Here is a 21,426-nt window from a genome sequence, read left to right as displayed (position 1 = left end):
GAGAACGACCATGTCCCTCGGACGCCGTTCCGTGCTCACCGCCGGCGCCACCGCGCTGGCCGCGACGCTGATCCCCGCCACCGCCGACGCCGCCCCGGCGCCGCCGGCCACCTACGACGAGGCGTTGCGGGAACTGCTGCGCGGCAACCACCGCTTCGTCACCGGGCACCTGCGTCACCCGCATCAGAATGTCGCCGCGATCCACCGGCTGGCCGCGGCCCAGGACCCGTTCGTCATCACGCTGGGCTGCGCGGATTCCCGCGTACCGTCGGAACTGCTCTTCGACCAGGGCCTGGGCGACATCTTCGACAACCGGGTAGCCGGCAACATCGTCGACGACCTGCTGCTGGGCAGCATCGAGTACGCCGTCGAGCACTTCGAGCCGCCGCTGCTGCTGGTGCTCGGGCACGAGCGGTGCGGCGCGATCTCGGCCACGGTCGACCTGATCCGTTCGGGCGGTGAGGCGCCGGGGCACATCGCGGCCATCGTCGACGCGCTGCGTCCGATCGTCGAGCCGGTGCTCTCGCAGCCGGGCGACGCTGTCGAGAACGGCGTCCGGGCCAACGTGCGGGCCCAGGTCGCCGCGCTTCTCGCGCAGAGCGGGATCGTCCGCGAGAAGGTCGAGGCCGGCCACCTGGGCGTGGCCGGCGCGCGTTACGACCTGGACACCGGGAAGGTCACGCTGCTGTAGCGACCGCCCGTTCGGCAGCGCTGATCGCGTTGCGGAACAGCATGGCGACGGTCGTCGGGCCCACCCCGCCCACCCGCGGGGTGATGGCCCCGGCGACCTCGGCGCACTCCTCGGCCACGTCGGGCAGCAGGCGCTTGCCCTCGTAGCGGACGCCGGCGCCGATCACCGTCGCGCCCGGGCGGACGTGCTCGGGCTGGATGATGCCGGGCACACCGGCCGCGGCGATGAGGATCTCGGCCCGCTTGGTGTAGCGGTCCCAGTCCGGTACGCCGGTGTGAACCACGGTGACGGCGGCGTTGGCGGTCGGCCGCTTCTGGGCCAGCAGCATGGCCAGCGGGCGGCCCAGCGTCGCGCCCCGGCCCAGGATGACCACCTCGTGCCCGGCCACCGGGATCTCGTAGTGGGCCAGCAGCGCCTCGATGCCGGCCGGGGTGCAGGGCAGCGGGCCGGGCAGGCCCACCGCGAGGCGGCCCATGTTGAGCGGGTGCATGCCGTCGACGTCCTTGTCGGGGTCGAGGGTCTGCAGCGCGGCGTCGTAGTCGAGGTGGGCCGGGATCGGGTACTGGATCAGCACCCCGTGGACGCTCGGGTCGGCGTTCAGCTCGGCGATCACGTCGAGCAGCTGCTGCTGGGTGATGTCGCCCGAGAGGTGCCGGTGCGGCGAGTCGAAGCCGAGCTCGGCCGCCTGGCGCTGCTTGATGCGGATGTAGCCGGCGCTGGCGTCGTCGTCGCCGACCAGGACGGTGGCCAGGCTGGGCGTGACGCCCTGGGCCTTGAGCTTGGCGGCGCGCTCGGAGACGTCGGCGAGAACGGCCTCGGCGACCGGGCCGCCGGGAAGTAGGCGTGCGGACATGCGACCACCCTCTCGCACGGGGGCCCAGGCGGTCGACTTCCCCGTGACAGGCTCCCCGATGGTCGATCCATCCCCGGTGCCGCCAGTCGCGCCCCACCAGCATGCCCGACGCCCGCGTGAGCATTGATGCCGGGTTGTTACTGTGCGGTAGATCACCGCATGACCCCAGCTCACGCACATGTGTCGGTTGTGTGTAGGACCTGAGAGGACCCCTTCGGCCGGGATGCGTTGTCGTCCCGCGCCGATAGACTTCACCCCCATGAGCGACCTCCCCGCCTCCGACGGCATCCTGGCCGGCATCACCTCACCGGGTGACCTCAAGCGCCTCACCCCCGAGCAGCTGACCCTCCTGGCGGCGGAGATTCGCGACTTCCTGGTGGCCAAGGTGTCCCGCACCGGCGGCCACCTCGGTCCCAACCTCGGCGTGGTCGAGACGACCCTGGCCATCCACCGCGTCTTCGACTCGCCGCGTGACCGCGTCCTGTTCGACACGGGCCACCAGGCCTACGTCCACAAGATCGTCACCGGTCGGCAGGACGGCTTCGACCTGCTGCGTCAGCGCGGCGGCCTCACCGGCTACCCGAGCCGGGCCGAGAGCGAGCACGACTTCATCGAGAACTCGCACGCCTCGACCGCCCTGTCCTACGCCGAGGGCATGTCCAAGGCGTTCGCCCTGCGCGGCGAGGATCGGCACGTGGTCGCGGTCGTCGGCGACGGCGCGCTCACGGGCGGCATGTGCTGGGAGGCGCTGAACAACATCGCCGCCGCCAAGAACCGGCTGGTCATCGTCGTCAACGACAACGGCCGCTCGTACGCGCCGACCATCGGCGGCCTGGCCGACCACCTCTCCACGCTGCGCCTCAACCCGGGCTACGAGAAGGTGCTCGACCTGGTGAAGGACGCGCTGGGCTCGACCCCGGTGGTGGGCAAGCCGGTGTACGAGGTGCTGCACGCGGTCAAGCGCGGCATCAAAGACGCGGTCAGTCCGCAGCCCATGTTCGAAGACCTCGGCATCAAGTACATCGGCCCGGTCGACGGTCACGACCAGCAGGCCATGGAATCGGCGCTGCGCCGGGCCAAGGGCTTCAACGCGCCGGTCATCGTGCACTCGGTGACCCGCAAGGGCTACGGCTACCGCCCGGCCGAGCAGGACGAGGCCGACTGCCTGCACAGCCCGGGCAGCTTCGACGCCGAGACCGGCAAGATGCTCGCCTCGGCCAAGCTGAAGTGGACCAACGTCTTCGCCGACGAGCTGGTGAAGATCGCCGACGAGCGCCCCGACGTGGTCGGCATCACGGCCGCCATGGCCGAGCCGACCGGCATCGCCGCGCTGGCCAAGAAGTACCCCGAGCGGGCGTACGACGTCGGCATCGCCGAGCAGCACGCCGCGACCAGCGCGGCCGGGCTGGCCATGGGCGGCCTGCACCCGGTGGTCGCGGTCTACGCCACGTTCCTCAACCGCGCCTTCGACCAGGTGCTGCTGGACGTCGCCATGCACGAGCTGCCGGTCACCTTCGTGCTCGACCGGGCCGGCGTGACCGGTCCCGACGGGCCCAGCCACTACGGCATCTGGGACATGAGCGTCTTCGGCGTGGTGCCCGGCCTGCGCATCGCCGCCCCGCGCGACGAGGCGTCGCTGCGGGAGGAGCTGCGCGAGGCGGTCGCGGTCGAGGACGGTCCGACGATCGTCCGCTTCCCGACCGGCGCCGTGCCGGCCGCCCTGCCCGCGGTGCGCCGCGTCGGCCAGGTCGACGTGCTGCGCGAGGACGACAACAAAGACGTGCTTCTGGTCGCCGTCGGCTCGTTCGCCGGCCTGGGTCTGGACGTGGCCGACCGCCTGGCCGAGCAGGGCTTCGGCGTCACCGTGGCCGACCCGCGCTGGGTGCGCCCGGTGCCGATCGAGCTGAGCGGCCTGGCCGCCCAGCACCGCCTGGTCGTCACGCTGGAGGACGGTGTCCGGGCCGGCGGCGTGGGCGACGCGGTGGCCAGCGCCCTGCGCGACGCGGGCGTCGAGGTGCCGCTGCGCGACTTCGGCGTGCCGGCCGGGTGGCACCCGCACGGCACCCGGGCCGAGATTCTGACCGAGCTCGGCCTCACCGCGCAGGACATCGCCCGCGACGTCACCGAGTGGGTCTCGAAGCTGGCCGACCAGCCGGAGCTTCAGCGCAAGGCGTGAATCACGCCACCGGAAATTCGGTGATTGCCCCGCGAATCGGACCGGCGCGGGGCAACGGCGTTATCTGCTCGTTACCTTTGAGGCATGACGGTGCAGGGCAACACGGTGGTCATCGATCTGGGTCTGGAACGCGGAGAGCCTGATTCGTACGATTCGCCGCAGCGCTCGGCCTTCCCGATCTGGTTCCCGGCCGCCGTCCTGGCCGCGCTCGTGCTGCTCACCGCGGGCGCCTCGATCGCACCGGCCAAGGCGCCCCTGACCGAGGTGTTCAGCCTGCAGGTGGGCCCGGCCGACGCGTACGCGTTGACCGACGACGGCCGGCTGCTGGCCCAGACCTTCGGCATGCTCAGCGCGTACAACCTCTCCGACGGCAAGACGCAGTGGGAGGCGGGGCAGACCGCTCCCGCCTTCCGGCTGCGGCTGGGTTCCGGGCTGATCCTGATGCGGCCGTGGACCATCGGCTCGCGCGACCCGGGCACCACCGCCATCTCGCTCGCCGACGGACGCGAACAGTGGAGCCGCTCGGGCAACGTGGTCACCCTGGCCGGCTCGCCGACCCTGCTCGCCGCCTCGCCCACCCGCAGCATGGGTGGCGCCGCCCGGCGGGTGCAGGGCCCGGTCGACGCGATCGACCCGGCCACCGGAGTCACCCGCTGGACCGTCGACGTGCCGTCCAGCGCCGTGCTGATCGGGCTGCCCGGGCCGGGCGACTCCGGCACCCGCATGCTGCTGGTGCACGACGACCGCACGATGGCCGTCCACGACCTGATCACCGGTGAGCGGCTGGCTCGCGCGTCGGTGCCGCCGGCCGACTACGACCCCACCAACCCCGTGGTGGTCGACGGCACGATCCTGCTGCGGCACCCCGGCCGGCCGAACATGGAGTTCTCGGCCTACGACGGGGTGACCCTGCGCAACCTGTGGTCGCAGCCGGCCGACGGCTACTACGACATCGAGGCGTGCGGCGTGCTGGCCTGCCTGACCGGCCCCGACGGGATGCGCGCGATCGACCCGGCCACCGGTGACGTGCGCTGGACCAACCCCGGCTGGCGGGGCATCCAGCAGTTCGGCAACTCTTTCGTCGCGTACGGGTCGGCCGAGAACACGCAGCCGCTGGGGCTCATCGATCCGGACACCGGGCAGCTGCAGGTCGATCTGACCGGGTGGCGGCCCATCTACGGCGCCGGCGACGAGGACCACCTGCTGGTCACCCGATCGGAAGAGGCCGGAGGTCGTACCATGGTCGCCGTCGCTCAGCCGGGTCTGACCCAGCCGCAGCTGCTGGGGCCGCTCCCGGCCGGCACGGGCGACTGCCAGGCCGCGCCCGAGCGGCTGGTGTGCCGCTCGATGTACGGCCAGCTCGTCGTCTGGGCGTACGACCGGAAGGGGTAGGCGTTGGCGGTGATCGAGCTGGACCTGACCGCCCAGCCCGACCCGACGCTCACCGCCCCGCCGCCCGCCCACCGCTACCGCGGCCCGGCCCTGGTGCTGGTGGCCGTGCTGGTGCTCGCCGCCGGGGGCGCGGCGCCCGTCATGCCAATGCTGTGGCGCTACCTCGGCTCCGTGCCCTCACCGGCCGGCGCCGAGTCGCCGTTCCAGCTCACCGGCGGCCGCGTCTACACCGTCGCGGTCACCGGGTTCGAGCGCGAGATCACCGCCTGGAGCATCGCCGAGCATCCGCGCGAGCTGTGGCGCAACCACCTGCGGACCCCGCCCGCCGACCCGGACGACATGGGCTGGGGCGGGCTCGACGCCCAGCCGGCGGGCGACCTGGTGCTGTTCTCGTACCGGAACATCACCGCGGTCGTCGACGCGCGCAGCGGCGCGACCCGGTGGCGGTCACCGGCGAACATCACCCCGTTGCCGGGCGGACGGGTGGGACTGGTGCAGAGCCAGGACTTCCGGCCCGGAACCGTCTACGACCAGGCGTCCGGCGACCCCGGGATGCTGTACTTCTCGTCCACCGGCGAGCCGCACACCGAGCCCCCGCGGCGCACCGACGTGCGCGGCGTCGACCTCGGCACCGGCCGCACGCTCTGGACCGTCAGCGCCCGCGGGGCGGTCAGCGTGACGGTCGCGCCGGGCGAGGACCCGGCGGTGCTGATGCTGTCGTCGGACCGCCTCCGGCGTATCGACGGCGTCACGGGCGCGGTCCTCCGCGACACCGCGCTGCCGCCGGTCGACGGGGCCGGCCCGTCCGGCGGTTCCCTGGTCGACGGGCTTCTGGCCGTCGCGTACGGCAAGGACGGGGTCGTCACCGAGGAGGTCGCCTACTCGGCCGACACCGTCGAACGGCGCTGGTCGCGGCCCGTGCCGCGGACGATGTCCGACCCGGCCAGCTGCAGCGGCCTGTTCTGCACGAGCGAGCGGCGAACGCTCGACGTGCTCGACCCGGACACCGGGCAGGCGCGCTGGCGGGCCCCCGACGACGTCGACCTGAGCCGGCACGGCCGCTACGTGATCGAGTGGAGCAGCGACTCGGGACTGCCGATGCGCCTGGTCGACCCGGCCACCGGCGCCACCCGGGTCGACCTCGGCGGCTGGCAGAACGAATTGCTCGGCCGCTCCGACCAGCCCCTGGTGCTGCGGCGCGGCGGCGAGGTCGGGGCCAGCACGTTCGCCGTGGTGCTGCCCCGCCACGACGCGATCCAGCCGCTCGGCGGCACCGGCGGCCCGGTCAGCGACTGCAGCTCCGACGAACGGCACGTGGTGTGCCGGTCGGGCGACGAACTACGGATCTGGGCCTACCGAGCCTGACCCGCCCAGCGCCACAATGGGCGGGGGTGCGCCGTGACGAACGAAGTCATCGAACTCGGCGAGGTGCCCCGCGAGGCGCCGCCCGTCGCCGTCGAGGCCGACCGGCTGGTGCCCCGCCGGGCCCTGCTGGCGCTGGTGTCGGTCGCCCTGCTGGCCCTGCTCACCGCCGCGGCGCCGCTGCCGGTCATGCAAGCGCCGACGGTCGTGCCGGCCCGGCTGGGCGACACCATGTTCCTCGGCGGCGACCGGATGCTGCTGGTCAGCGGCTCGAGGACGCTCGTGGCGCAGGTGAGCCGGCGCGTCGTGCGGACGTTCGCCCTGCCCGGGGCCCGGCTGCTCAGCAGCACCACGGTCACCGTCTCGGGCAGCGTCAACCAGGTCGTGCTGGCCGGCGACACCATGGTCGCCTCGTACCAGGTCGACGCGAGCGGCATCTGGGCCGCGGTGGCCGTGGCCGAGGGCACCGACCAGACCCGGTGGCGGCGGACGGCCCAGCTGATCGCGGTGTCCCCGGCCGACAACCTGGTGCTGCTCGGCACCGACAACGCGGTGTCCGGCGTCGATCTGCTGACCGGCGCCACCCGCTGGACGCTGCCCCGGCCGGCCGACGGCTACATCGCCGAGACCGGCGGGGCGGGCGACTTCCCGCAGTGGCTGGTGTTGCTCACCGACTCGGGGCGGCTCGAAAGCCACGATCCGCACACCGGCGCGCTGATCGCGGCCCGCACCCTGCCTCCCCGGCCCGGCCGGGCCAACGGGCTGGTGTGGCCGGTCGACGACCTCGTGATGGCCGACGACGGCCCGGCCGGCTTCGGGGCGTACCGGCTGCCCGGACTGACACCGCTGTGGCACACCAACGCCGACCTGTCGAGCAGCTGGATGCAGGCCGGGTGCGGACAGCTGATCTGCACGTTCCAGCATCAGCGGGGAATGACGGCGATCGACCCCGGGACGGGGCGCGAGCTGTGGCGGTCCGGCTATTACGCGTACGCGGAAGGGGTCGGCGATTTTCTGCTGGCCACGCGGGCCGAGCGCGGGCTGGACGAGCCGGGGTTGTGGGTGCTCGATCCGCGTACGGGAAAGGTCCGGGGCAATTTCGGCCGGTGGGAGTTCCTGGCGCCGACCGGGGACGGCCGCTTCTACGCCAAACTCGACGTGCGCGGATCGTTCGTGCTGCACTACGGCATCCTCGACCCGGCCACCCTCTCGGTCCGCCTGCTCGGCACGGCCGACGACGTCTCCAACAGCTGCCAGGCCGCATCGGGCCGGCTCATCTGCCGCCTGGTCGACGCCAATGTCGCCCTGTGGCCGCTTCGGTAGCCTTCAGCTGTGGCCTCTTCACACCCGGTTCACGTCCGGTCGGCGAGGCTGGGCCCGGCTAGCTTGACGGAGGACTGCGGTGCGTGTGCTGGTGGTGGAGGACGAGCGGAACCTCTGTGACGCGATCGCGCGAGGGCTGCGGCGCAAAGGGATGGCCGTCGACGTCGCGTACGACGGGCTGCAGGGCCACGAGATGGCCTATGTGACGCGGTACGACGTGGTCGTGCTCGACCGCGACCTGCCCGGCATGCACGGCGACGAGATCTGCGCCGCCCTGGTCGAATCGGGCGCGCTGACCCGGGTGCTGATGCTGACGGCCAGCGGCACCGTGGCCGACCGGGTCGAGGGCCTGCAGCTGGGCGCCGACGACTACCTGGCCAAGCCGTTCGCCTTCGAGGAGCTGGTGGCCCGCGTGCAGGCGCTGGGCCGGCGGGCCACCCCGGCCGCCCCGCCCGTGCTCACCGTGGGCAACCTGGTGCTCGACCAGACCCGCCGGGTGGTGACCCGCGGCGGTGTCCCGATCGAACTCACCAACAAAGAGTTCGGCGTGCTCGAGGAACTGCTGAAGGCGCGCGGCGGGGTCGTCTCCAGCGAGGAGCTGCTGGAAAGGGTGTGGGACGCCAACACCGACCCGTTCACCACGACCGTCCGGGTGACGGTGATGACCCTGCGGAAGAAAGTGGGCGATCCGCCGCTGATCGAGACCGTGGTGGGGGCGGGTTATCGCGTACCCGAACCGGTCGTCCTCTCATGACGGTCTATCTGGGCCGCGCCAAGCGAGGCCCGAGCTTCACCCTGCGGCCCACCCTGAAGCTGCGGCTCACCCTGCTCAACGGCATCCTGCTGGTCGGCGCGGGGGCGATCCTGGTCGTGCTGGCCTGGCTGCTGGTCGGCGACGTCATGCACCCCGGCGTGGACCTGCAGCCCGGCTCGAAGGTCACGCTGACCAACGGAACCGTGGTCGACGCCGCCGGTTGGCAGGAGACGCTGGTCGAGCAGGCGTCGCGCGAAATGCTGGTCAAGGGCACGGTGGCGCTGGTGGCGATCGGCATCATCGGCATCGCCGGGGCGTACGCGGTGGCCGGGCGGGCGCTGCGGCCGCTGCACACAGTCACGCAGACCGCGCGCCGGCTGGGCGAGGAAACACTCGACCAGCGCATCAAATACTCGGGGGCCGACGACGAGGTGGCCGAACTGGCCCGTACGTTCGACGCCATGCTCGACCGGCTGGCCGGCGCCTTCGAGTCGCAGAAACGCTTCGTGGCCAACGCCTCGCACGAACTACGCACGCCGCTGGCCGTCATGCGCACCGAGATCGACGTGACCCTGACCGACGACGAGGCCGACGTGGCCGAATACCGGCGGATGGCCAAGGTGGTGCGCAACGCCTCGGAAAGAGCCAACGGCCTGGTGGACGCGCTGCTGGTCTTGGCCCGCTCGGAAGCCCAATCGGGGCGGCGGCTGGCGCGCAAGGTGCCGGCCGACCTGTCGATGAGCGCGACGACGGCCCTGTCGGCGGTTCAAGCGGAGGCCGAGCGATTGAAGCTCGAGGTGACGACGGACCTGCAGCCGGCGCCGGTGGTGGGTGACCCGTCGCTGCTGGACAGGCTGGCGGGCAACCTGATCGAGAACGCGATCCGCTACAACCACCTGCTGGGGAGGCTGTGGCTCAGCACGTCAACGGTGAACGGCCAGGCCCGGCTGGTGGTGGGGAACACCGGCTATGAAGTGGAGCCGGGGGACGTGCCGGGGCTGTTCGAGCCGTTCCGCCGTGGGGGATGGGAACGTACCGGGTCTCGGGGGTCGGGGTTGGGGCTGTCCATTGTGCGGGCGGTTTGTGACGCGCATGGGGGGACGGTTTCGGCTGTGGCCCAGGACGGGGGCGGGCTCGAGGTGACGGTGTCGCTGCCTACGGCGGATGCGACGCCTGTGGTGGCGGCGTCGGCGCGGGTGGCCACTCGGTGAACTTGAGCGGGGGGCGTCGTACCCCCCCGAAGTGGTGCTGATTGGGGACACGGTTCGGCGGACGCGGGCCGAGTTTCCGGCGCGGGTGCTGCGACTGCTGGAGGCCCGGGGGTATCGCTACGCGCCTCGCCATTTGGGCGTCGACTCTCTTGGGCGGGACGTGTTGTCTTTCGTTCCGGGTTGTACAACGGATCACCCGAGCCAGCGGGACAGTGGCGCCTACGGGATGGGCGGGCGGATGCTGCGGGAGCTGCACGACCTCACCAGCGATTCCCCGCTGGCCAGCGACGGCGAATGCGTGATCCATGGGGACCCGGGGCCGTTCAACACCATCTTCCAGGACGGGCGGCCGGTTGCCTTCATCGACGGCCGGGGACGGGGCGGTGGATGCCGGGCGGAGGCGGAATGCTGAACAGGCTGTGGCTTGGGCCGGCAATGACCGTGACCTGGTTCGGCGGCATTGGGCCACGTTCTTGAATGCTCTGTGATCGTGCGGTGAGTGCCAGTCGCCCGCAAAGCGACACCCACGTCGGCGGGATGCTGTTACGCGGCTTCGCGGCGGATGGAGCGCCAGCGGGACGGGCTGATGCCCAGTTGGGCGGCCAATTCTGTCTCGTTGAGCTCGGGCTGGGTGGCCTTGATCTGGGCGGCCAGGGCGACCGTCTCGGCGGGGGTGCGCCGGGGCTTTCCGGTGGCGGGGGCGGTTACCGCTCGGCCGCTGGGGGTGGCGTTCGAGCGTTGGGCCGGGACTGCCCGCCCGGCGGTGGCTGGAGTGGGTGCTGGGCGGGGGAGTGCGGCTGCGACCTCGGCCAGGGCGGCGGCTGTGGTGGGGCCCAGCGGGCCGGATCCCCGCGCGGGGATGGACGGGCCGTTGACTCGGGCTTGGGCCGCGCTGAGCGGGCTGGGGATCAGGCCCGGAACTGGCGCGGGCTCGCGCGGCGCGGAGGCAGCGACGGGGGCCGGAGCGGGGTCAGGGACAGCGGCCGCAAAATGGGCGGGGCGTTCCAGGGTGGAGATGCGGCCGCCCAGTTCGACCAGGCAGATGCTGGCCACCACGATCAGGCCGTCAACCGAGAGGGGTAGCAGGTAGGGCGACGCCCCGGTTTCGCCGTAGCGGGCGGCCACGCCGACCATGTGCCAGTACGACACCCAGGCGGCGATGCCGGCGATGATGGCCGTCGCCAGCAGGCGTAGCGCGGTCAGGTAGCGGCGGTGGACCGGCACCCGGGAGATCAGCTCGACGGTGAGCAGCAGGGCCAGGGGTGGCCAGGCGGCGATGGCCTGGCTGATCGGGTTGTCCCGGGCGTGCAGGACGTTGGCGACGACCGAGGCGGCCACGCCCAGCAGCAGGGTGGCCCGCACGGCCCAGCGGACACGTCGTAGCTGTTCCAGGATCACCGGACCTCCTCCGCCCAAGGGCGCCCGAGGCGGACGCCGGGGTCATCCTGACGGGTGGAGATGACGCAAAAGCCTCCGGGACGGCAACCGTGACCGGTCCGTTCCGGAGGCGATGCGACTACGTGATCGTGTCGGGCGGCGTGTCGGCTTGACGCGCTCAGCTCTTCTTTTCGACCTCGGCCCGGAGCTTGGGGAACTCGGCCTTGGCCTTGCTGACCGACTTGAAGTACCAGATGAACATGCCGACGCTGCCCTCGTCGGCCCAGGTGCAGATGGCCATGTCGATGCCGGACGTCTCGGAGCTGCCGCACTTGGCGGCGCCGCCGAGGGCGCCGGTGGGGGCCGTGGTGATGTTGTCGATCTTCAGGCCGCCGATGCCGGCGCCGTAGAAGGTCTGCTCGAGTTCGGCCTTCGGGTTCTTGATGGGGGCCTCGGCGGCCGCCACGATCACGATGTCCTGGTCGCCGACGTCGCCGTAGAGGGCGCCGACCGTGTTGGTGGCGCCGGGCACGCTCTCGAGGCCGCCCTTCAGCTGCTCGGCGATCGCCGCGAACTGGGCCGACGTGAGCTTGTCGCGGCCGCCCAGCGTCTTCGGCTCGGCGATGGTGACGTTGGCGGCGGCCCGCGTGGGGGGCGCCGTCGTCGGCTCGTCGGTCGGGTAGGCCGTGGCGTTGCTCGTCGGCAGGTTGTTGACGGCGTCGGTCACGTCGTCGGCGGCGTTCTTGCCGACCATGTAGAGGGCCACGACGCCGCCGATGCAGAGCACCAGCACGATCGCGACCGAGATCAGCACGATCGGCAGGACCTTGGACTTCTTCTTCGGCGGCTGCGGAGCACCGTACGAGGGTTGCGGAGCGCCGTACGAAGGCTGGGCGCCGTACGAAGGCTGCTGACCGTAGCCGGGCTGAGCACCGTACTGCGGCTGCTGGGGTTGCCCGTACTGGGGAGGCGGGGTCGACTGGCCGTAATCAGGCTGGCCCGAGGAGGGGTAGGCCGTCGTCGGCGGGTAGGCCGGCGGCTCCTGCGGAGACTGACCCGGGTAGGGCTGGTAAGGCGGCTGACCCTGATAAGGCGGCTGACCCTGATTCGGCTGGCCGGAAGAGGGCTCGCCGGGGTAGGGCTGGCCGGGGTACGGGGGCTGCGACATCAAAAGCTCCAGGTATCGGGTACCGGGCGAGCCTATCGGTAGTGAGCAATCGGCTACGTCCCCCGTTCTGGGTGGTGGGACGGGCCGTCCGGGCAGAACGGCCGACGCCCCGCGCTGGTGAGCGCGGGGCGTCGACTTTCGGACCGGCGGATCAGGCGGGCAGGCTCGCCGCGCCCTGGGGCAGGAACCGCCGGCCGGTCACCCGCTCGGAGGTGCCGCTGCGGTCCAGGTACGGCGTGACGCCACCCAGGTGGAAGGGGTACCCGGCGCCCAGGATCATGCACAGGTCGATGTCCTGCGCCTCGGCGACCACGCCCTCGTCCAGCATGATCCTGATCTCCTGAGCCAGGGCGTCGAGCGCCTGGGCCCGTACCTCGTCGGCCGACAACGGCGCGGAACCGCCCGCCACCAGCTCGGCCACCTCGGGGTTGATCTCGTCGTCGACCATCACGGGCAGGCCGGCGTCGACGATCTTCTTGAGGTTGGCCGACTCGGCGAACCGGTCGGGGAACGCCGCGTGCAGCGTCTCGCCCACGTGGTAGGCGACGGCGGGGCCGACGAGCTGCAGCAACGCGATCGGGCGCATGGGCAGGCCCAGCGGGTCCATCGCCTCGTTGACGACCTCGAGCGGCGTACCGGAATCGATGGCCTTGAAGATCTCGCTGGTGACCCTGGTCAGCAGGCGGTTGACCACGAACGCCGGGGCGTCCTTGACCAGCACCGACGACTTCTTCAGTTCCTTGCCGACGGCGAACGCGGTGGCCAGCGTGGCGTCGTCGGTCCGCTCGCCCTTGATGATCTCGAGGAGCGGCAGGACGGCGACCGGGTTGAAGAAGTGGAAGCCGACGACCCGCTCGGGGTGCTCGAGGTCGGCCGCCATCGCCGTCACCGACAGCGAACTCGTGTTCGTCGCCAGGATGGCCTCGGGCGAAACGATCTTCTCGATCTCGGCCCAGATCTGCTTCTTGAGGTCGAGGTTCTCGAAGACGGCCTCGATCACGAAGTCGGCGTCGGCGAACACCGACTTGTCGACCGAGCCGCTGACCAGGCCGCGCAGCTTGGCCGCGGTGCCCTCGTCGAGGCGGCGCTTGCCGACCAGCTTGTCGATCTGGTCGTGCACGTACTGGACGCCCTTGTCGACCCGGGTCTGGTCGAGGTCGGTGAGCACGACCGGCACCTGCAGGCGGCGCGCGAACAGCAGCGCGAGCTGGGACGCCATCAGGCCGGCGCCGACGACGCCGACCTTGGTGACCTTACGGGCCAGCGACTTGTCGGGCACGCCGACCGGGCGCTTGGCCCGGCGCTGCACCAGGTCGAACGCGTACAGGCTGGCCCGGGACTCGTCGGCCATGATGAGGTCGGCCAAAGCCTGCGTCTCGGCCGCCGTACCGTCTTCGAACGAAGCGTCCTTGGCCAGCGCGAGCAGCTCGAGGGCCTTATTGGCGCTGGGGACGGCGCCGTGCAGCTTCTCGTCGAGCTGCTGCTTGGCGAAGAAGAGCACGCCCTCCCACATGTCCCGGTCGACCTCGGGACGCTGCACGGTCAGCTCGCCGTCGACGACCGCAGCCGCCCACTCGAGCGAGCGCTCGATGAAGTCGGCCGGCTCGAACAGCTGGTCGGCCACGCCCAGCTCGACGGCCTGCTTCGGGCGCAGCACCTTCTGGGTGAGCGGGTTCTGCAGGATGACCTGAGCCGCGCCGGGCACGCCGATCAGGTTGGGCAGCAGCTGGCTGCCGCCCCAGCCGGGGACCAGGCCGATCGCGACCTCGGGCAGACCGAGCGCAGCGGCGCCGCCGGAAACCGTACGGAAATGGCAGTGAAGAGCGACCTCGAGGCCGCCACCCAGGGCCGCGCCGTTGATGAACGCGAAGGTCGGGATCTTGCTGTTCTTCAGGCGGGCGAAGACGCGGTGGCCGAGCTCGCCCAGCTCGAGCGCCTGCTCGCGGGACGTCAGGTACGGGATGCCGGTGATGTCGGCGCCGACGCAGAAGATATGCGGCTTGCCGGTGATGGCGATGAACGCCGGGTTCGCCTCGGTCGCCGCGGTGATCGCCTCGTCGAGCGACTTCAGGCCGCCCGGGCCGAAGCTGTTCGGCTTCTTGTGGTCGAAGCCGTTGTCGAGCGTGATCAGCGCGACCTTCTTGCCCTGAAAAGCGACAAAGCGGACGAGCGCCTTGGTCACGACCTCGTTCGGGTGCTCGATCACTTGGCCTCTCCGTCCCAGTTCGGGTTCTCCCAGATCACGGTGCCGCCCATGCCGATGCCGATGCACATGGCGGTGAGGCCGTACCGGACCTCGGGGTGCTCGGCGAAGTGCCGCGCCAGCTGCGTCATCAGGCGCACACCGGAGGAGGCGAGCGGGTGGCCGATGGCGATCGCGCCGCCCCACGGGTTCACCCGCGGGTCGTCGTCGGCGATGCCGTAGTGGTCGAGGAACGCCAGCACCTGCACGGCGAACGCCTCGTTCAGCTCGAACAAGCCGATGTCGTCGATCGTGAGGCCGGCCTTCTTCAGCGCCTTCTCGGTCGACGGGATCGGGCCGTAGCCCATGATCTCGGGCTCGACACCCACGAAGCCGTACGAGACCATCCGCATCGCGACCGGCAGGCCCAGCTCACGGGCCGTCTCTTCGCTGGCCAGCAGGGCCGCGGTGGCGCCGTCGTTCAGGCCGGCCGCGTTGCCCGCGGTGACCCGGCCGTGCGGGCGGAACGGGGTCTTGAGGGTGGCCAGCTTCTCCATCGACGTCTCGCGCGGCGCCTCGTCGGCCGTGGCCAGGCCCCAGCCCTGCTCGGCGCTGCGGAGGGCGACCGGAACCATGTCCGGCTGCAGCTTGCCGTCGGCGTACGCCTTGGCCGTCTTCAGCTGCGAGTTGAGCCCGTAACGGTCGGCCCGCTCCTTGGTGATACCCGGCAGGCGATCGTGCAGGTTCTCGGCCGTCGAGCCCATGACCAGCGCGGACGGGTCGACCAGCTTCTCGGCGATGATCCGCGGGTTGGGGTCGACGCCCTCGCCCATCGGGTGGCGGCCCATGTGCTCGACGCCGCCCGCGATGGCCACGTCGTAGGCGCCCATCGCGATGCCGCCGGCCACGTTGGTGACGGCGGTCATGGCGCCCGCGCACATGCGGTCGATCGCGTAGCCGGGCACGGTCTTGGGCAGGCCGGACAGCAGGGCGGCGGTGCGGCCGATGGTCAGGCCCTGATCGCCGATCTGGGTGGTGGCCGCGATGGCGACCTCGTCGACCCTGTCCGGCGGCAGCTGGGGATTGCGGCGCATCAGCTCGCGGATGCAGCGGATGACCAGGTCGTCGGCGCGGGTCTCGGCATACATGCCGCCCGCCTTGCCGAACGGTGTGCGGACGCCGTCAACGAAGACGACCTCGCGAACTTCACGGGGCACGGGACCTCCTAGCGCGGTGGTATGGGAATGCTACTCGTCGGTAACTAACGGGTGCCACCCCGTTGGGAGAACGTCACAAACTTCAAGATCAAGAGCTTGATGTCGTAGCGGGGTGGGGGGTTGCAGACCGTCGCTCCCGCCGAGGGCCCGGGCGGGCTTCGCTGGCCGCTGGCGCGTCCAGAACGCGAAACCCACCCGGGCGACGTGCGTGAGTGGTTGCGCTCAACCCCGTTCGCCCGCGTTCGGGCTGTTCAGTGGTGCTTTCGGCGGGGCCGTTCGGGTGAGGATGATGATCTCAGGGTGAGCGTAGCTTCACGCTATGGGCAAGCCGTTCAGGTGCCGCCTGGGGTGGCACAAATGGGCGCGGCGCTTCAATCCGGAGGGCGTCCGCTATTCACAGTGCGACCGCTGCGGCACCGACGACGGGCGCGCCAAGATTCACTGGAGCGCGGGCGGGCCAGGCTGACCGCCGGACAGGGCGCGCCGAAGCGGGACGGCGCTTGACCTGTGGACTGCCCTGTCCCGGCCGCGCGTGGGACGGCCGGGGCGGGGTTCTGCCTGTGGATAACTTCGGGATCATGTCGGTGGCGGGGGCTATCGTCGGCCCACCCTGATGGGCGGGGGAGGTGGCGGCCACCGGCGGCGATCTTGGACGTTCGACCTGCTCGTGTCCTGTGACGCGCTGCGGCTGGCTGTGGGCCGGTCAGTCGGCGTTGTGGAACGGGTAGAGGCGGAAGCCGGGCTTCTCGAAGTGGGGGAACGATCGGTAGAAGGGGGCCGCCGCGTCCTCGCTGAGCAGGTCTACTCGTTCGCCGCCGGCCTGGCGTAGGGCCTCGGTGACCAGGTTTCGGGCTACGCCGGTGCGGCGGTGGGTGGCGGCCACTGCGAGTTGGCCAGGTAGGCCTGCAGCTCGCCGTCGCTGAAGAGTTCGGCGAAGCCGATCACTGCGCCGGCGTCGAGGGCTACCACCGTGGTTACGCCGGGGGCGGTCAGGATGCGCAGGGCGCGGGGTGGGTTGGCGGGGAAGGACGGCCAGCCCTCGGCCTCGCACAGATGCAGCACTCCGGGGAGGTCGCCGGGCTCGAACGGGCGGATCTGCACCATCGGGCGATCGTGGCAGCGCGGGCCGGCGTGACGCGACCCGTTTGCCGGCGCCGCCGAATGGGCGACGGGCCGCCCGGGAACGCCGACGGGCCGCCCGGGAACGCCGACGGGCCGCCCGGGAACGCGGACGGGCCGCCCGCGACTCACGCGGGCGGCCCGGTCGATCCAGGTGCGGTCAGGCGGTGGGCTCGGGCAGGGAGTCGGCCAGCTGGTCGGCCAGCAGGTTGATCTGCCAGTTGCGGGCGCCGAAGCCGCGCAGGGTGTCGCCGACTGTCTGGGGGGTCACCTCGTCGGGTGGGGACCAGGCCAGGCGGCGTACGAAGTCGGGGCTGATGAGGTTTTCCGGGGGCAGGTTGTTGGCCTCGGCGGTGGCCACCACCACGGCCCGGCAGCGGGTCAGGCGGGCCGCGGCCACCGGGTCGCGTTCGGCCCAGCGGTGCGGCGGGGGCGGGCCCTCCACCGGCTGGTTCACCGGCAGGGCGTCGTCGGGCAGGGAGCGGGCCTCGTCGAGCGCGTCCAGCCAGACCCGGGCCAGGCGGCGCACCGAGCGGCCGCCGAAGCCGGGGATGGCCAGCAGGCTGCGCTCGTCCTTGGGGTCGGACTCGGCCGCGGCGACGATGGCCGCGTCGGGCAGCACCCGGCCGGGGGCGGAGTCGCGGCGGGCGGCCACGCCGTCGCGGGCGTACCAGAGAGCCCGGACCCGGGACTGCGCCCGTGCACCCCGTACGCGGTGTATTCCGGACGTTCGCCGCCACGGGTCGGGGCGGACGCGTGGCGGGCGGTCGGCGCTCGCCACCAGCGCGGCGAACTCCTCGGCGGCCCACGCCGTCTTGCCCTGGCGTTCGAGTTCGGCCGCCAGGTGGTCGCGCAGGTCGGTCAGCAGTTCGACGTCGAGTGCGGCGTAGGTGAGCCACGACTCGGGCAGCGGACGCGTCGACCAGTCGGCCGCCGAGTGGTGCTTCTCGAGCGAGAAGCCCAGCAGCTGCTCGGTGAGCGCGGCCAGGCCGACCCGCTCGAACCCGGCCAGGCGGGCGGCCAGCTCGGTGTCGAACAGGCGGCGCGGCTTCAGGCCCAGTTCGGCCAGGCAGGCCAGGTCTTGGCTGGCCGCGTGCAGCACCCATTCACTGTCGGCCAGCGCGGCGTCGAGGGTGCGCAGGTCGTCCAGGGGGAGCGGGTCGATCAGCACTGTCCCGGCGCCGGCGCGGCGTAACTGGACCAGGTAGGCCCGCTGGGTGTAGCGGTAGCCGGAGGCTCGTTCGGCGTCGACCGCGACCGGGCCGGTGCCGGCGGTCATGCGGGCCACGACGTCGGTCAGTTCGTCGGCGGACTCCACCGGGCGCGGCGTGCCGTCGCGGGGCGCGGTGAGCGGGACAGGTTCGGGACCGCCAGCCGTCGGGTCGGGCGAGTCGGCGTGCGGTCGTCCGTCCCTTTCGGGCTCCGGCGTGTCCCGACGGCGCAGGGGTGCTTCGTCGGTCACCTCGCTACCGTACGGGGACACCTCCCCGGCTGCTTGCAGCCGGGTCCCGGCGCGCCGTTTTCTCGATCGACATCGGGCTGATCCGAACGGCGACTTTCTCCGTACTACCTCGCGCAGCGCCGATACCCGGGAGGCCGCGCCGGATGACCATGACCTACGAACCGTTCACCCCCGCGGGCTCCGACGAGCAGCGCCGATACGACGGGCGGCGCCGCGCGCAGGAGCAGCCGGAGGCCTCGTACTCGAGGCAGTGGGGTGAGCCGGCCGCCGACCCGTGGGCCGAGCAGGCCCAGGGCGGCTGGGGCGAGCCGGTCGGTGCAGGTCAGTGGGCGGAGGCAGCGCCGCAGCAACAGTGGGCGGAACCCGCGCAGCAGCAGCGGGAGCCGAGAGTGCAGCAGTGGGGCGGCGACCAGCACTGGGAGCCGGCCGCCCCCCTCCCGAGGCAGCAGCAGCGGCACACCGGCGAGCAGCCCGCCTGGCACGCCGGCCTGGCCCCGGCTGAGCTCCCGGCGCAACCGGCGGCGCCCCTGCCGACGTACGGGAAAACCAGCGGGAACAAGCTGAAGCCGGCGGTCATCGGCGTCGTGACGCTCCTGCTGCTGGTGGCGGGCTGGCAGGCGTACCGGATCGAGGGAATGAGCCGCCACAACCAGGACCTGGCCTCCGCCTTCTCGGCCGAGCAGGACCGCACCGACCAGCTCGAGAAGAAGCTGGCCGGCGTCTTCGATCCCGAGGCGGTCTCGTCCGGCGTGCTGCCCAGCGTCTTCCGGGTGCGGGCGGGCGGCTTCACCGGCACCGCGTTCTCGGTCGGCAAGAAGGCCTCCGGCAACCAGGCCAACCTGATCACGAACTACCACGTGGTCGCCGAGACTTGGACCGACGGCGGCCGCAAGGTCTCGCTCGAGCGGGGCGCGACCCGGATCAGCGCCACCATCGTCAAGGTCGACAAGGGCAAGGATCTTGCCCTCCTGAAGGCCAACCAGAGGATCGCCGGCCTGGGCACGGCCACCGGCCAGGTCAAGCCGGGCCAGCAGGTCGTGGTGGTGGGCGCGCCGCTCGGGCTGGACGACTCGGTCACCACCGGCGTGATCAGCGCCTACCGGCCCGACGACGTGGACGGCCCGACCGTGCAGTTCGACGCCCCGATCAACCCGGGCAACTCGGGCGGTCCCGTCGTGAACGCGAACGAGCAGGTCGTCGGCGTGGCCACGGCCAAGGCCAAGGACGCCGAGGGCATCGGCTTGGCCATCCCGATCAAGACGGCCTGCGACACGCTCGACGTGTGCTGACTGAGACATGGCCTCGCTGCTCGCTCGGCGAGAATTTCGCCCCTGGAGGTCGATGACTTGGACACCGAAAACGGCCTCGCTTCGCTAGCCGTTTTCGGCGCCCAAGTCGCAGGCGGGCGAAATTCGATTCGGTTGCGGTCAACCCACTCGTTGACGGTCACCTAACGCGGCCACGCCGGGTGGGGGAAGGCCGGCCGTCGAGGCGAGCATCGCGCACCAGCCGCGCAGGTGGGCGCCGAAGTCGTCGCCGGTCGGGGTCCACGACGCGCGTACTTCCAGATCGGCCGTCGGGGCGGGGCCGGCCAGCTCGCCGAAGCGGGTCGAGGTCGTCTGCGTGATCGTGCCGCCGATTGCCGTGTACGTCGCGGCGTGCTGATCGAGGGCGTCGGTGAGCCACGTCCAGGCCACCGCGGACAGCATCGGGTCGCCCGCCAGATCGTCCTCGAGCTCGGCCGTGACCAGCGTGACCAGCCGGATGTTGCCCTGCCAGGCCTCGTGCCCGGCCGGGTCGTGCAGCAGGATCAGCCGGCCGCCGGCCACCTCGTCGCCCGCGCGCAGCACGGTCGCGCTGATCGCGAACGCGTACGGCGCGAGCTTCTGCGGGGCGGCGATCTCTTCGAGCAGGATCTCGGGTCGTGGCGCCGCGGCCCGCAGAGCGTCGACCGCGCGGGCGAACGCCGGAGGAACAGCGGAGGGGGACGCCATGGGGGAAGACTATGCCGCCGCGCGTGTCCGGAGCCGATCGGCGCGCCGAGCGTGTCGTGGCACGATGTCGCAGTGACTTCCGTTGTGACTGATTCGCCTTTTGTCCGGGCCTGCCGCGGCCTCGACGTGCCGCACACCCCGGTCTGGTTCATGCGCCAGGCGGGCCGGTCGCTGCCGGAATACCGCAAGATCCGCGAGGGCATCGGGATGCTCGACTCGTGCCGCCGCCCCGACCTGGTCACCGAGATCACCCTGCAGCCGGTGCGCCGCCACCACGTCGACGCGGCCATCCTGTTCAGCGACATCGTGGTGCCGATCGCGGCGGCCGGCATCGACCTCGACATCGTGGCCGGCACCGGCCCGGTGGTGGCCCGGCCGATCCGCGAGGCGTCCGATCTCGATCGGCTGCGCCCGCTCGCCGAGGGCGACGTCGATTTCGTGGCCGAGGCGGTGCGGCTGCTGGTCGGCGAGCTCGGCGCGACTCCGCTGATCGGCTTCGCGGGCGCGCCGTTCACCCTGGCCAGCTATCTCATCGAGGGCGGCCCCTCGCGTACGTACCTGAAGACCAAGGCCATGATGTACGGCGCCCCCGAGCTGTGGAACGCGCTGATGACCCGCCTGGCCGACATAACGCTGGCCTTCCTGCGCACCCAGATCGGGGCCGGGGTCAGCGCCGTCCAGCTGTTCGACTCGTGGGCGGGCGCGCTCAGCGAGGCCGACTACCGCGAGCACGTGCTGCCGCACTCGGCCCGGGTGCTCGGCGGCCTGGCCGACGCCGGCGTGCCGCGCATCCACTTCGGAGTGGGCACGGCGGTGCTGCTGCGGGCGATGGGCGAGGCCGGCGCCGATGTGGTCGGGGTCGATTGGCGTACGCCGCTCGACCAGGCGACCGAGGTCGTCGGCCCGGAGAGGGCGCTCCAAGGCAACCTCGACCCCGCGATCCTGTTCGCCGGCTGGGACGTCGTGCGCCGCGAGGCCGACCGGGTGCTCGCCCAGGGCAAGGCCGCCCCCGGGCACGTGTTCAACCTGGGCCACGGCGTCATGCCCGAGACCGACCCCGACATGCTGACCCGCCTGGTCGCCCACGTTCATGAGGCATCCGCGCGCTAGCTCACATCGGCCGACCCCGTGGGCAAGGCGGCGGT

The 21,426-nt window shown here is 71.8% G+C and carries 19 protein-coding genes and 1 riboswitch; of the genes, 10 read left to right on the top strand and 9 right to left on the bottom strand.

The features are described from left to right. Positions 1-10: 10 nt before the first annotated feature. Positions 11-691, top strand: a complete 681-nt coding sequence (locus OWR29_RS19730; RefSeq protein ID WP_267564383.1) for a carbonic anhydrase — start codon at positions 11-13, stop codon at positions 689-691. Here the strand turns inward: OWR29_RS19730 and OWR29_RS19725 are convergent. Next, complete coding sequence (locus tag OWR29_RS19725; protein ID WP_267564382.1) at positions 678-1,544, bottom strand: bifunctional 5,10-methylenetetrahydrofolate dehydrogenase/5,10-methenyltetrahydrofolate cyclohydrolase; 867 nt, start codon at positions 1,542-1,544, stop codon at positions 678-680. The genes OWR29_RS19730 and OWR29_RS19725 overlap by 14 nt on opposite strands. A gap of 15 nt (positions 1,545-1,559) precedes the next feature. Further along, a riboswitch (ZMP/ZTP riboswitch) is annotated at positions 1,560-1,644 on the bottom strand. 159 nt (positions 1,645-1,803) lie between these two features. On the opposite strand from OWR29_RS19725, the gene dxs reads away from it, so the two are divergent. From dxs to OWR29_RS19690, 7 genes are all read left to right on the top strand, one after another. After that, a complete protein-coding gene (gene dxs, locus OWR29_RS19720; protein ID WP_267564381.1) occupies positions 1,804-3,720 on the top strand; it encodes a 1-deoxy-D-xylulose-5-phosphate synthase in 1,917 nt (638 codons plus the stop codon). A gap of 84 nt (positions 3,721-3,804) precedes the next feature. Next, complete coding sequence (locus OWR29_RS19715; RefSeq protein ID WP_267564380.1) at positions 3,805-5,112, top strand: outer membrane protein assembly factor BamB family protein; 1,308 nt, start codon at positions 3,805-3,807, stop codon at positions 5,110-5,112. Positions 5,113-5,121: 9 nt separating this feature from the next. Further along, positions 5,122-6,477: an outer membrane protein assembly factor BamB family protein gene (locus tag OWR29_RS19710; RefSeq protein WP_267564454.1), complete on the top strand. Its 1,356-nt coding sequence runs from the start codon at positions 5,122-5,124 to the stop codon at positions 6,475-6,477. A gap of 33 nt (positions 6,478-6,510) precedes the next feature. Next, a complete protein-coding gene (locus OWR29_RS19705) occupies positions 6,511-7,797 on the top strand; it encodes an outer membrane protein assembly factor BamB family protein (protein ID WP_267564379.1) in 1,287 nt (428 codons plus the stop codon). 79 nt (positions 7,798-7,876) lie between these two features. After that, complete coding sequence (locus OWR29_RS19700) at positions 7,877-8,551, top strand: response regulator transcription factor (protein WP_267564378.1); 675 nt, start codon at positions 7,877-7,879, stop codon at positions 8,549-8,551. After that, positions 8,548-9,762 carry a sensor histidine kinase gene (locus tag OWR29_RS19695; RefSeq protein WP_267564377.1) on the top strand — a complete coding sequence of 405 codons (1,215 nt, stop codon included), beginning with the start codon at positions 8,548-8,550 and terminating at the stop codon, positions 9,760-9,762. Before OWR29_RS19700 ends, OWR29_RS19695 begins: the two co-directional genes overlap by 4 nt. Positions 9,763-9,793: 31 nt before the next feature. Then, a complete protein-coding gene (locus OWR29_RS19690) occupies positions 9,794-10,174 on the top strand; it encodes a BUD32 family EKC/KEOPS complex subunit (protein WP_267564376.1) in 381 nt (126 codons plus the stop codon). Positions 10,175-10,305: 131 nt separating this feature from the next. Here OWR29_RS19690 and OWR29_RS19685 read toward each other — a convergent pair whose 3' ends face one another. The 7 genes from OWR29_RS19685 to OWR29_RS19655 all read right to left on the bottom strand — a co-directional run bounded on the left by OWR29_RS19685 (position 10,306) and on the right by OWR29_RS19655 (position 18,287). Next, positions 10,306-11,160: a DUF2637 domain-containing protein gene (locus OWR29_RS19685; protein ID WP_267564375.1), complete on the bottom strand. Its 855-nt coding sequence runs from the start codon at positions 11,158-11,160 to the stop codon at positions 10,306-10,308. A 157-nt stretch (positions 11,161-11,317) separates the two neighbouring features. Next, a complete protein-coding gene (locus tag OWR29_RS19680) occupies positions 11,318-12,307 on the bottom strand; it encodes a hypothetical protein (protein WP_267564374.1) in 990 nt (329 codons plus the stop codon). A gap of 151 nt (positions 12,308-12,458) precedes the next feature. Next, positions 12,459-14,513 carry a 3-hydroxyacyl-CoA dehydrogenase NAD-binding domain-containing protein gene (locus tag OWR29_RS19675; RefSeq protein WP_267564373.1) on the bottom strand — a complete coding sequence of 685 codons (2,055 nt, stop codon included), beginning with the start codon at positions 14,511-14,513 and terminating at the stop codon, positions 12,459-12,461. Beyond that, positions 14,510-15,706 (bottom strand): thiolase family protein, encoded by a 1,197-nt coding sequence (locus OWR29_RS19670; RefSeq protein ID WP_267564372.1) that lies wholly within the window; start codon positions 15,704-15,706, stop codon positions 14,510-14,512. Before OWR29_RS19670 ends, OWR29_RS19675 begins: the two co-directional genes overlap by 4 nt. A gap of 703 nt (positions 15,707-16,409) precedes the next feature. Next, positions 16,410-16,589 (bottom strand): GNAT family N-acetyltransferase, encoded by a 180-nt coding sequence (locus tag OWR29_RS19665; protein WP_267564371.1) that lies wholly within the window; start codon positions 16,587-16,589, stop codon positions 16,410-16,412. Beyond that, a complete protein-coding gene (locus tag OWR29_RS19660; RefSeq protein WP_267564370.1) occupies positions 16,559-16,810 on the bottom strand; it encodes a GNAT family N-acetyltransferase in 252 nt (83 codons plus the stop codon). Before OWR29_RS19660 ends, OWR29_RS19665 begins: the two co-directional genes overlap by 31 nt. A gap of 175 nt (positions 16,811-16,985) precedes the next feature. Beyond that, positions 16,986-18,287, bottom strand: a complete 1,302-nt coding sequence (locus OWR29_RS19655; protein ID WP_267564369.1) for a ribonuclease D — start codon at positions 18,285-18,287, stop codon at positions 16,986-16,988. Between the two features lie 143 nt (positions 18,288-18,430). Here OWR29_RS19655 and OWR29_RS19650 point away from each other — a divergent pair, with 143 nt between their 5' ends. Next, positions 18,431-19,576, top strand: a complete 1,146-nt coding sequence (locus OWR29_RS19650; RefSeq protein ID WP_267564368.1) for a S1C family serine protease — start codon at positions 18,431-18,433, stop codon at positions 19,574-19,576. 138 nt (positions 19,577-19,714) lie between these two features. On the opposite strand, the gene OWR29_RS19645 is transcribed toward OWR29_RS19650, so the two are convergent. Then, positions 19,715-20,281 (bottom strand): DUF3000 domain-containing protein, encoded by a 567-nt coding sequence (locus OWR29_RS19645; RefSeq protein ID WP_267564367.1) that lies wholly within the window; start codon positions 20,279-20,281, stop codon positions 19,715-19,717. A 72-nt stretch (positions 20,282-20,353) separates the two neighbouring features. Here OWR29_RS19645 and hemE point away from each other — a divergent pair, with 72 nt between their 5' ends. Then, complete coding sequence (gene hemE, locus OWR29_RS19640) at positions 20,354-21,391, top strand: uroporphyrinogen decarboxylase (RefSeq protein WP_267564366.1); 1,038 nt, start codon at positions 20,354-20,356, stop codon at positions 21,389-21,391. Positions 21,392-21,426: the final 35 nt, after the last annotated feature.

The organism is Paractinoplanes pyxinae (assembly GCF_026626335.1).
Classification (GTDB): domain Bacteria; phylum Actinomycetota; class Actinomycetes; order Mycobacteriales; family Micromonosporaceae; genus Actinoplanes; species Actinoplanes pyxinae.
The sequence above is the reverse complement of the archived record's forward strand: the minus strand, read 5'-3'. Positions and strand labels throughout refer to the sequence as shown.

What these genes read in the sequence shown, in the direction of transcription:
- OWR29_RS19695 (WP_267564377.1), top strand. Translation starts at nt 8,548, where the DNA reads ATGACGGTCTATCTGGGCCGCGCCAAGCGAGGCCCGAGCTTCACCCTG.
- OWR29_RS19650 (WP_267564368.1), top strand. Translation starts at nt 18,431, where the DNA reads ATGACCATGACCTACGAACCGTTCACCCCCGCGGGCTCCGACGAGCAG.
- OWR29_RS19725 (WP_267564382.1), bottom strand. Translation starts at nt 1,544, where the DNA reads ATGTCCGCACGCCTACTTCCCGGCGGCCCGGTCGCCGAGGCCGTTCTC.
- OWR29_RS19660 (WP_267564370.1), bottom strand. Translation starts at nt 16,810, where the DNA reads ATGGTGCAGATCCGCCCGTTCGAGCCCGGCGACCTCCCCGGAGTGCTG.
- OWR29_RS19730 (WP_267564383.1), top strand. Translation starts at nt 11, where the DNA reads ATGTCCCTCGGACGCCGTTCCGTGCTCACCGCCGGCGCCACCGCGCTG.
- OWR29_RS19680 (WP_267564374.1), bottom strand. Translation starts at nt 12,307, where the DNA reads ATGTCGCAGCCCCCGTACCCCGGCCAGCCCTACCCCGGCGAGCCCTCT.
- OWR29_RS19715 (WP_267564380.1), top strand. Translation starts at nt 3,805, where the DNA reads ATGACGGTGCAGGGCAACACGGTGGTCATCGATCTGGGTCTGGAACGC.
- OWR29_RS19645 (WP_267564367.1), bottom strand. Translation starts at nt 20,281, where the DNA reads ATGGCGTCCCCCTCCGCTGTTCCTCCGGCGTTCGCCCGCGCGGTCGAC.
- dxs (WP_267564381.1), top strand. Translation starts at nt 1,804, where the DNA reads ATGAGCGACCTCCCCGCCTCCGACGGCATCCTGGCCGGCATCACCTCA.